Source organism: Mesorhizobium sp. P3_A9 (assembly GCF_056402975.1).
Window position 1 is genome coordinate 1 of sequence record NZ_JBFUGJ010000231.1, and the last position, 9,667, is coordinate 9,667.

At 61.9% G+C, this 9,667-nt stretch carries 7 protein-coding genes; 2 read left to right on the top strand and 5 right to left on the bottom strand.

The genetic code is table 11. From position 1 onward, the window contains the following. Nucleotides 1-240 precede the first annotated feature (240 nt). Nucleotides 241-3,990, top strand: coding sequence for a GAF domain-containing protein (locus AC1DX0_RS24765; protein ID WP_477357172.1), 3,750 nt, complete (start codon nt 241-243; stop codon nt 3,988-3,990). A gap of 72 nt (nt 3,991-4,062) precedes the next feature. After that, the gene (locus AC1DX0_RS24770) at nt 4,063-4,494 is read left to right on the top strand and encodes a Ku protein (RefSeq protein WP_477222640.1); all 432 of its coding nucleotides are present in this window, start codon (nt 4,063-4,065) and stop codon (nt 4,492-4,494) included. Nucleotides 4,495-4,961: 467 nt separating this feature from the next. Here AC1DX0_RS24770 and AC1DX0_RS24775 read toward each other — a convergent pair whose 3' ends face one another. From AC1DX0_RS24775 to AC1DX0_RS24795, 5 genes are all read right to left on the bottom strand, one after another. Further along, complete coding sequence (locus tag AC1DX0_RS24775) at nt 4,962-6,068, bottom strand: class I SAM-dependent methyltransferase (RefSeq protein ID WP_477222641.1); 1,107 nt, start codon at nt 6,066-6,068, stop codon at nt 4,962-4,964. A 15-nt stretch (nt 6,069-6,083) separates the two neighbouring features. Further along, nucleotides 6,084-6,656, bottom strand: a complete 573-nt coding sequence (locus AC1DX0_RS24780; protein WP_477222642.1) for a DUF3726 domain-containing protein — start codon at nt 6,654-6,656, stop codon at nt 6,084-6,086. Next, nucleotides 6,653-8,308, bottom strand: coding sequence for a hypothetical protein (locus AC1DX0_RS24785; protein ID WP_477222643.1), 1,656 nt, complete (start codon nt 8,306-8,308; stop codon nt 6,653-6,655). The genes AC1DX0_RS24780 and AC1DX0_RS24785 overlap by 4 nt, the downstream gene beginning before the upstream one ends. Further along, the gene (locus AC1DX0_RS24790; RefSeq protein ID WP_477222644.1) at nt 8,305-9,324 is read right to left on the bottom strand and encodes an Ldh family oxidoreductase; all 1,020 of its coding nucleotides are present in this window, start codon (nt 9,322-9,324) and stop codon (nt 8,305-8,307) included. Before AC1DX0_RS24790 ends, AC1DX0_RS24785 begins: the two co-directional genes overlap by 4 nt. Further along, a partial coding sequence (locus AC1DX0_RS24795) for a LysR substrate-binding domain-containing protein (RefSeq protein WP_477357173.1) occupies nt 9,325-9,667 on the bottom strand: 343 nt, incomplete at its 5' end. It lies immediately after the preceding gene.

Here is a 9,667-nt window from a genome sequence, read left to right on the forward strand (position 1 = left end):
GAGAAGACCCAGATCGGAGAGAAGACCCAGATCGGACCCGTTTCGTCATGGCCAACAGAGCTTAAGACCCTCGTCGATCTGATACTGAATTCTGCTCAGCCCATGTTTGTTGTCTGGGGCGCGGAGCGCATCTAGCTCTACAACGACGCCTTCATTCCAATCCTTGGCCGAAGGCATCCGACTGCTCTCGGCCTGCCCAGCCAGCAGGTTTGGGCTGAGGCCTGGGACATGATCAGCCCAATGTTCGACCAGGTCTTCCAGGGCCAGTCCGTACACATGGACGACATCGAGATCCGGATCGACAAGCACGGCGCTCCGGAGGAGACGCACTTCGCGTTCTCCTATAATCCGGTCATTCGGTCGGACACCGGTAAGGTGGGCGGAATCTTTGGCGTCTGCACGGAAACGACCGACAGATTTCTTGCTGAAAGACGCGAGCGCCTTGCTGCGGAACGTCAGATCAATCTGTTCGAACAGGCACCCGGCTTCATCATCATMATGMGCGGCCCCGACCACGTGGTYGAATTCCTGAAYGAYGCCCATCGCCTTGTGTTCAACAGCGACGATTGGCTGGGAAGACCAATCCGGAGTGCTATTCCGAGCCTCGAAGGCCAAGGGTTCTTCGAACGTCTGGACGAAGTGTTCAGCAGCGGCAAGACATTCGAGGCACAAGGCGTTCCGGTTCGCTTTCGCCGTTCGCAGGAAACTCCTGAAGAGAGCCGATACCTGACGTTCATCTACGCGCCGCTCTACGACGGCAACAGCACCATCACCGGAATTTTCTGCGAGGGGTTCGACGTCACCGAGACGTATCGCGCGAGGAAGCGTAGCGCTGCGCTGGCCGAGCTCGGTGACGCTGTTCGGCTTATTGAGAACCCGGACGACCTGGCCTACGCTGCGGCCGAAATCATTGGCCGGGAACTGGAAGTGAGCCGGGCCGGTTATGGCACGATCGATCTTGCGAAAGAGACCATTTCAATCGAACGCGACTGGAATGCGTCGGGCATCAAGAGCCTTGCCGGCGTGCTGCATTTTCGTGATTACGGCACGTATATCGAGGACCTCAAACGCGGCATCACSGTTGTCTKCGARGACGCCGASAMGGATCCRCGSACGAGCCACAAYGCSGAGGCGCTGAAGGCGATCAGCGCTCAATCCTTSATCAACATGCCGGTCACTGAAAAGGSYGGCTTYGTYGCSCTACTWTACCTCAACCACGAMAGRCCGCGMTCCTGGTYSGAGGARGAGATCGMGTTCGTTMGCGAGATGGCCGAGCGGACCCGCACAGCCGTTGAACGACGGCGCGCACAAGCGGAACTGCGCCAGAACGAAAGCCGTCTGCGTTTCCTTGATGCACTTGGAAAAGAAACGGCAAAGAGTACCGACGCAGACGCGATCCTTGAAATCACAACAAGGATGCTTGGCCAGCATCTCGGCGTGGCAATCTGTGCCTATGCGGATATGGAGCCCGATCAGGACCACTTTACSATCCGTGGSGATTGGCACARGCAAGGCTCATCCAGCATCGTCGGCTACTACAGCYTGCAGGAYTTTGGCCAGCTCGCGGTCCTGCGGCTTCATCAGGGCTTGCCCTTGATCATCAATGCCAATGCTGCCGAATTGCCGCCGGAAGAAGCCGCAGCGTTCGTGAACATAGGCATTGCCGCAACGATCTGTATGCCGCTGGTCAAAGAGGGCCGCCTGACGGCGTTGATGGCGATCCACGACAGCGTTGCACGGCCATGGACACAGAACGAGCTTGCGCTTCTCACCGAGGTCACCGAACGATCGTGGGCGCATATCGAAAGGGTAAGGTCGGACCAGGCGGCGGCCGAGACCACGGAGCGGTTGAGCCTCGCCACGCAGGCGGCGTCAATTGGAACCTGGGATTACGATCCGGGCACCGGCCGATTGCAATGGGACAGGCAGTGCCGCGCCCTGTTCGGCATCCTGTCGGATCACGACGTTTCCTATGAAGGCAGTTTTATCGCAGGCCTGCATCCCGATGATCGGGCTCGAGCGGATGAGGCGGTGAGAAAAGCTCTTTCCCCTGACGCTCCTGAACCTTTCAACATCGAGTATCGAACGATCGGCCTGGAAGATGGTGTAGAGCGTTGGGTGGCTGCAAGCGGCCATGCGATCTTTGAGGACAGGAAGGCTCTCCGTTTCATCGGCACCGTGATCGACATTTCCGGCCGCAAGAAAGCCGAGCGCCATCTGAAGATCATGAATGATACTGGAGCGGCGGTGGCGGCCGAGTTCGATCTCGACAAGATCGTCCAGATTACGACCGACGCCGGCGTGCAGTTGTCCGGGGCACAGTTCGGCGCGTTCTTCTACAACGTGCTGGACGACCAGGGCGGCAGCTACATGCTTTACGCCCTCTCCGGCGCCCCGCGTTCAGCGTTCGAAAACTATCCAATGCCACGTGCGACGGCAGTATTCGAACCGACTTTTCTCGGGACGGCCGTGGTTCGATCGGACGACATCCTGAAAGACCCGCGCTACGGCAAGAACACCCCTCGCAAAGGCATGCCAGAAGGCCACCTGCCAGTGCGCTCCTATCTGGCGGTGCCGGTCGTCTCCAACTCTGGAGGGGTGCTGGGTGGGCTGTTCTTCGGCCATGCCGAAACCGGCAAGTTTCTGCCTGAACACGAGACCGCTCTTTTGGGTATTGCCGGCCACGCAGCCACGGCAATCGACAACGCCCGCCTGTTCCAGGCGGCCGAGCGGGAACTTGCCGAGCGACGACGCGCGGAAGACGCGTTGCAAACGCTCAATTCCACGCTTGAACAGCGCGTGATCGAGGAAGTTGCAGAGCGTTCGAAGGCGGAGGAGCAGTTGCGCCAGGTGCAGAAGATGGAGGCKGTSGGCCARYTGACGGGCGGCATCGCGCACGACTTCAACAACATGCTTGCCGTTATCATTGGCGGGCTCAATCTGCTTCAGCGCAAACTGGCAAAAGGCGAGACTGATGTTGGTCGGTTTGTCGAAGGCGCAATGGACGGCGCACACCGCGCCGCGGCTCTGACACAGCGTTTGCTGGCCTTCTCGCGACAGCAACCGCTCAAGCCGGAACCCATCAACGCAAACCGCCTGGTCGGCGGAATGACCGACCTGCTTATGCGAACACTCGGCGAAACGATCAAGGTCGAGACCGCTTTCGGCGCCGGTCTTTGGCAGGTCAAGGCGGATTCCAGTCAGTTGGAAAGCGCCCTTCTCAACCTCTCCGTCAATGCGCGGGACGCCATGACGAATGGCGGCAAGCTGACCATCGAAACCTCCAACGCCTATGTCGACGAGCGCTACGCGCGTGAGTCCGCCATCGCCGCCGGACAGTTTGTGCTGATCGCGGTGACCGACACGGGAACCGGAATGTCTGCGGAGGTTCTCGCGAAAGCCTTCGACCCCTTCTACACGACCAAGAGCGTGGGCAAGGGAACCGGGCTCGGCCTGAGCCAAGTCTACGGTTTCGTCCGCCAGTCCGGCGGCAACGTCAAAATCTACTCGGAACCGGGCGTAGGCACGACGGTCAAGATCTACCTGCCTCGGCACTACGGAGATGCGCAACAGGAAGCCGACAAAGCGCAGCCTCGCACCATCGACGGCGGTCTTGCGAGCGAGGTCGTCATGGTCGTGGAGGACGAGGATCGTGTCCGTGCCGTCTCCGCCGAAGCGCTGCGTGAGCTGGGCTATACGGTGGTCGAGGCCAGCGGTCCCAATGAAGCGATCAAGATGATTGAGGCCGGGCAGCGATTGTCCTTGCTGTTCACCGATGTCGTCATGCCGGAGATGTCAGGGCGCCAAATGGTCGACATCCTGCGCAACAAAAATCCAAGGCTCAAGGTCCTCTACACCACCGGCTACACACGCAATGCCATCGTTCACAATGGCATTCTCGACCCAGGCACCCAGCTTTTGCCCAAACCGTTTAGCCTTGAGGACCTCGCCGAAAAGGTGCGTGCGATCCTTGACGACCCCTCGGAGTGACGGCGTTCCGTTGAAGCCCGCCTGCGGAGGAACGATTTGAACGGAAGCTCGTTTGCCCTGACCGGAAACAGGATGAATGAAATGGTTGCGCCTTGTGCTGTCTGGAAAGGCTTCTTGAAGGTTGGCTCCGTGACCTGCGGCGTGAAGATTGTCGGTGCTACCAGCGAGGCCTCGAAGATCCATTTCAAGATCCTGAACCGCAAGGACGGCCTTCCCGTTAAAAGAGTCTATGCCGACGAGAAGACAGGAAAGACGGTCGACGCGCAAGACCAGGTGAAGGGCTTCGAGGTTTCAAAAGACGAATTCCTTCAGATCGAGCCCGACGATATCAAGGCACTCAAGCTTACCTCTGATCACACGCTGGAAGCCGGTGAATTCGTATCAATCGTCGAGGTCGATACAAGCGACATCATTCCGGAATATGAACTCTGGATCGACCGGCGCGAACCGTGGCTAATGGATTTGCAGTGGGCTCAGCAGTTCAAGCACGATCGGGAGCGTTGAATTCCGGCTGCGCGTGAGGGGCCGAGGACATAGGTCAAACGAGCCGCGCAGGTCTAGCCACCTTGCTTCTACCAAATAAGAGTGGGATTTTCCCGCGCTAGGCGTATCTCTTCTTTTCGGAGGCTGATGAGCGAAACTGATGGATATCCAGGAAACTCGTCAGCGACCTCTCTCAATCCCTTTTGCGCCGACGCGCATCGGCCACTCGATGCCGATTCTGAAATCCAAGGGAAACTTACCCTGGGATCATCCAGCATRGGAGCGGTTATGCGGTTGGGTGCTACCAGATCTATGGTTCCTCACTTAGCCGTGAAAAATGTCAAATTGGGACCGAAAGCAGCCCGGCAGCTTCGGACTGCGAACCTTCACAAGCAGACATTGAGGGTGACGTGGGCGCATCGCGACCTGACCTTTCCTGTCGTCAACGTGCGCCGACGAAAAAAGCCCGGGGCAAACCTGGATATCTCTTATGATTTGACGATCTCCGTCACACAGTGGACGTAGTCCATGCGATGCCCTTCGGGCGCGCACGCGACGTCAGCTTCGTAAGCGCCGTAAAGATCATCGACAATTGCGGAACGGTCGTTCGCGGGCCGCGAGGAATCCAGTGCGTTTGCAAAAACAGTCTCCGACCAGGAGCGGAGCGTCGGGACATACCCCCGGGCAAACTCCTCCGCGTTGCGATGGACCCGGAATGCCTCCGCGTAGGGACACGGCGTCACCATGGTGAACATCGTCTCCAGCTCCAGTCCTGCTTGCGACACCGGCGAAGCGGGGTCACGGAATGGCGCGGCGAACTCAGTCGGCGTCTTGTAGAACTGCTGGAATGTCGCGCTGACGTATTCGGTCTCGCTGATCCGTCCGACCCGAAGCAGGTCGCGCCAATGCCGTGCGAAAGTATCAAACATGTCGACCCCTGTCGTATGTCCGAGATAACGCCCCGCTTCATCGACGCAGAAATTGGCTAGCGCCAGCCTGCCGCCGGATCGTAGCTCGCGCGCCCTAGCAAGCAGGATCGTCTCCCAGTCGCTGAGAGCCTGGGCGCGAAATTGCGCGCGCTCGGCGTCAGTCGCGCCAACCGCCTGGACATGGTCGGCAATCATGCAAGGTCTTTTGCTGATCCAGTGCATGGCGGTAGCGGAGAACCCGAGCGACAAGGAATTGCCCGGCAGGATCTGGTGATAGAAGCTCGTTCCGCTGCCGAAGATGTAAAGGGCGGGTGTGTCGGCCAGTGGAGTCTCTGTCGGGTTGCCAAGAAGTCCCTGACTCAGCCGGAAGAGGGTCGAGAAATCATTGTGGGGCAGGTCCGTGTAGGTGATCGATATTGCCCGATGCGGTTCCGTTTCGCGGATGGCGCCGACCAGCCGCCGCATCATGTCCATCGAGGTGCCGCCGTCGGCCGCGCCGAAATCGGCTACCGCAAATGGCTGGTCGTCGGCCAGCCGAGGCATCTTGGCGACCGCCTTGACGACGAGGTCGCCGACCTTGTCGATGACGTTCTTGGCTCCCACCGTGTTCGCCGAATAGTAGCCCGCTCCGCGCATGGCAATCTTCTGGCTGTCGGCTGCGCTCATCGTCTTGTTCTCCCTCTAATCGTCGACGCGGCCCCCGCCGGCGCCGCGAGCGCGCGATCTTTCGCTTTCCGGCACATAGGTTCGGGCGGCAAACGCATTGAGCGCGGCAAGCGTCTCCCTGTCGATTGCCCCGCGCCGGCCCGCGACCGGTTGCGCGATCTGCAGATGGCGTTCGATGACGACATCGGCCCGGGGCAACACCACCGGATGCGCTAAACCCATGGTTGACCGGCGCAACATGGCGTCGAGCCAGACCGGCAGAGCGACATCGAGGATCGTCAGCGGCAACACGCCCGCCTCAAGCGGATCGTCGAGCAAAAGCGCTGCCGTCCGGATCGGACAGAGCGGCCTTCCGGTAGCGACATCAGCCTCGCCCATGCGCCAGCGCGCCGTGCGCGAAAGATCCGGCGGCGCGAAGGATTGAGCATTGTCGAGCAGGCCAAGCAAGGCCTGGCCCCAGTTTTCATCTTCGACAGCGACCCGGCGCGCCGCCCGTCCRATATCCTCGGCCAGGCCCCATGAAAATCCAGCGCCCCGAGCCGCCTTGGTGCTCAGCGTCTCCACCTCGTTGAGGGAGAGGTCGATCATGCGACCTCTCCCATCGCCGCAACCGTGGCGACATCCTCGATTAAGGGCTCGCCACTGAACAGCGCGATCCGCAGCCAGCGATCCGAGCGCGGATCGAAACTGCGCGCACCGAAAAACGCAAGCTTGGCGCGCAGTATGTCGACAGGCCGCAGATCGGCGCCGATCAGATTGTCGTGGATCTCGGCATAGGGAAATTTGGCGACGATCTGGGCGCGCCGCACGGCATGGCGCCACTCTGGCCAGCGAAGCAGAAACTCCGCGACACTGGCTGAAGCGGTTTCCTGCGCCAGCGCGGCAGCGAGCTTGAGCGCATCGCGCGTCGTTGCCAGGGGTTGTTCGAGGTCGGCTCCCTCCTCCTCGAAGCGTTCGCCAAGCCGGGGCTCGAGCTTCTCCGCCGAAACATACCAGAACCTTGCGTTGGCGGCCGGTTCAACGAAGTCGATATCTGCCGCCCAGGAATAACTGTCGAGAAGCATCTGGCGGAGCGAACCGCAGCTCATGCCGCCTTCGATCACATACCCAGGCGTCTCGTCGGCTTTCATGGTCTCGCCGAGTTCGTCGATCAGCGCGCCATGCGGCTCGAGGATCAGCGCAACGCAGGCCTCCTGCCCTTCCAGGGAGAACCGATCTTCCGCAAAGCGATAGAGCGCATCCCAAGGCAACGGCTTCGCCAGGAGCTGCTCGAGGTTTTCCGCCAGCGCATCGAGATCGTCGGCCAACGACCGCGTTGCTGCGGCTTGACGTCTGTCATCGCTGTGCCAGCGGGCAACACGTTGGCGCAGGTCGGCGAGCGCCGCCGAAAAGCCGCTTCGTTCCACCTCGCCGGCATGCGGCTGGGCGCGAACCCTTGCCAGCGCGGTCTCACGCGCCAGGAACCAGCTATGCGTCAGCAGTGGATGGCGAACGAGGAAAGGGGCCATGCCCAAGCCTGTCGCATTGCCCACGCCCAGCGCCCGGCGCAGATCCGGCGCCAGCCTCGCCGCGCCGGCCGGATTGCGGCGATGGGCGATGTGATCGACCAGATCGAGCGTGAAGGACCGGATCAGCCAGACCGTGAGCATCTCCGCCTGAAAGGAGCCGGCAAGCTCCGGCCGCGACGCGATTTCGTCCCGATCGGCAATGCCGAACTTGCCGTTGCCGTAGACCGCAGTGGTGCGGAGCAAATAGCCGACGCCAAGCAGTTGCTCCTCGTCCGGTTGTTGTCCTTGCGCCAGCGCCGCAGCCACCTCCTCGAACAGTCGCACGCTCTTGTTGGCACGCGCCAGCACCAGTTCGCGGCTCGTGTAGCGGCCGGCCTCCTGCAGAGGCGCATTCGCCTCCAGCCGGGCGACTTCGGCTTGATCCGGCAAGCCGTCGTAAAGAACGTAGCTCGTGTCCCAGGCCTGCGCGATCACCCGGTCGGAGCGGTTTTCATCATCGAGCGGCGTCGAGAACGCGACAAGGCTGTAGACCCTTGCCGGCGTCTCGACCGCATAGACCGCGCGTCCGAAGCCATGGTTGTCCAGTTCGAACCCATCCTTGCGCACACGCCATTGTTCGTTGGTGGCGCGGCGGATCAGCTGGCGCAGGAAACTCAACCGCGTGGGATGTGCCGCGCCAAGCCGCTGCAGGCGCATGACGATCTCGGGCGGGCGCAATGCAATTGTCGTCATGCGGCTGTCCCGGCGAGCTTTTCGAGCGTGGCAAGCGTTTCGGTCGCTACCTCGATGCCTTCGCGTGTGTTGTGCTCGCGCGCGGCAAAGCGCCGTGTCCCCGGAAGCCTGGCCTCGCCGGCGAAGGCGCCAGCGACGATCTCCAGCGCTCCGGAGAACGCTCCACCCGAGGTAGCGTCGGGGGCGACCGCCAGGAAGAATTGGCCAGTCCCAGGGGGACCTCCGGCTGTGCCGGAGAACGGACTGGCGACAAGCCCTGGGTTGGCGCCGGTCAGGCATGCGGCGAAAATCTCCACCAGCAGGGCGGAGCCGACGCCCTTATAGCCGCCGGCCGGCGCCATCGTGCCCTTCAGCGCTTCGCCGGCATCGGTGGTGGTCTCGCCGCTTGCGTCGAAGGCCCAGCCGGGAGGGAGAGGTTCGCCGGCGCGAGCCCGCTTGATGACTTCGCTCTTGGCGACGACACTCGCGCTCTGATCGATGACGAAGCGCGCGCCGCCTTGCCCGTCGGGAACCGCCAGCGACCAGGGATTTGTGCCAACGGCCGCCTTGCGGCCGCCCCAGGGCGCGATCGAGGCCGGCGCGTTGGTGAAGCCCAGCCCGACCAGGCCGTCCCGGGCGATCCGTTCCGTGTGATAGCCAAGCGCGCCGCAATTGTAGGAGTTGCGGATGGCGAGCGCCGCGAGACCTTGCGAACGCGCCGCCTCGATCAATTGCGGCAGGCCGACGGAAATGGCGGCGTGCGCGAAGCCGTTGCCGGCATCGACAGCGACGATAGCCGGAGCCGGTCGTGTCAGGCGAGGCTCAGCCAATCCCAGGACCTTTCCGCAGTTCAGATGTTCGCAATAGGTCGGTAGATACATCAGGCCGTGCGACTTCAGGCCGTCGCGTTCGGCCGCCGCGATGCCGGCGGCCAGCGCCCCGGCCTGTGTTCCGCTGGCGCCGTGACGCATCAGGGCGGTGCAGGCCAGCGTCTCGATCCGGGCTTGCGTCATGCGCGTCATCTGGTCACCCGCCATTCACGCCGCCGCATAACCGAATTCTCCCTCGCTCGCCCGCGTCTGCAGGCGCATGCATTCGATGAACCTGAGCGATGCCGGCTGCAGGTTGCGACCTTCCTTGGCGATCCAGCCGACCGTCCGGCTCGATCGTGGATCGGCAAGCGGAACGAAGCGAACGGCGTGGCTGGATTTCCAGCGGCAAAGCCGAGGCAGGATAGTCACGCCGAGCCCGGCCTCGACCATCGCCAGATTGGAGCTCACATTGCTCGCCGTTAGTTTCGAGCCGGCGGCAAGCGCCTCGATCTCGGCAATGCCAAGGGCTGCGGCCGCGCCATTCTGGATGAAGCTCTCGCCTTCCAAT